General features: G+C 69.0%; 1 protein-coding gene and 1 pseudogene. Both read right to left on the bottom strand.

The window, feature by feature from the left end; translation table 11 throughout:
• Positions 1-334, bottom strand: a pseudogene (locus tag Q8X51_RS32145) (type II secretion system inner membrane protein GspF); the annotation flags it as partial.
• A partial coding sequence (locus Q8X51_RS32140; RefSeq protein ID WP_442095014.1) for an ATPase, T2SS/T4P/T4SS family occupies positions 334-707 on the bottom strand: 374 nt, incomplete at its 5' end. The pseudogene Q8X51_RS32145 and the gene Q8X51_RS32140, both read right to left, overlap by 1 nt.

The following is a 707-nucleotide window of genomic DNA, read 5'->3' as shown; positions in this document are numbered from 1 at the left end:
CGCGTACATCGGCACGCACGGCGGCCAGGGTCTGGGCGATGTGTTTTTTCTCCGCCTGTTCCACCGTGGCGCTTAATGCCGCCTCCAGGGGCAGGCTGGCGCCGAGCAGGCTCGCCAGTTGCCGCGTGGCCCAGGCCAGGTCGTTGTCCGACAGCTTGGCGCTGAACAGGCTGCTGCCGGCGGCGCTTTGCTGACCGCCCTCGACCTGCACCAGCAGCGCGGTCAGGCCACGGCTGCGCAGCACGGCAAATGCCCCGCTCTGGCTGTCGGCCTCCAGGTGCCCGGCCTCGACTTTGCCGCTGGCATCGGCGGCTTCATAGCGATAGCGATTCATCAGGCGTCCCGTGTCACGCGCAGGATTTCTTCGGGCGCGGTGGCGCCGCTGCGCACCCAGCGCTCGCCGTCTTCACGCATGCTGAACATCCCCGCACGCCGCGCCGCCACGCGCAGATCCTGCTCGCCGGCGCCCTGGTGGATCAGGCTGCGCACCTCGTCGTCGACGCAAAACAATTCATGGATCCCAGTCCGCCCGCTGTAGCCGATCTGGTTGCACTGCGCGCAGCCCACCGGGCGCCAGGTACCGGGCGCGGCCGGGTCTTCCTGTTTGCAATGCGGGCACAGGCGGCGGACCAGGCGTTGCGCCAGCACGCCCAGCAGTGACGAGGCCAGCAGGAACGGCTCGACGCCCATATCGATCAGGCGGTTGA

The sequence above is a fragment of the Pseudomonas sp. Yb2C2 genome (assembly GCF_052112325.1).
Lineage (GTDB): Bacteria > Pseudomonadota > Gammaproteobacteria > Pseudomonadales > Pseudomonadaceae > Aquipseudomonas > Aquipseudomonas marginalis.
The sequence above is the reverse complement of the archived record's forward strand: the minus strand, read 5'-3'. Positions and strand labels throughout refer to the sequence as shown.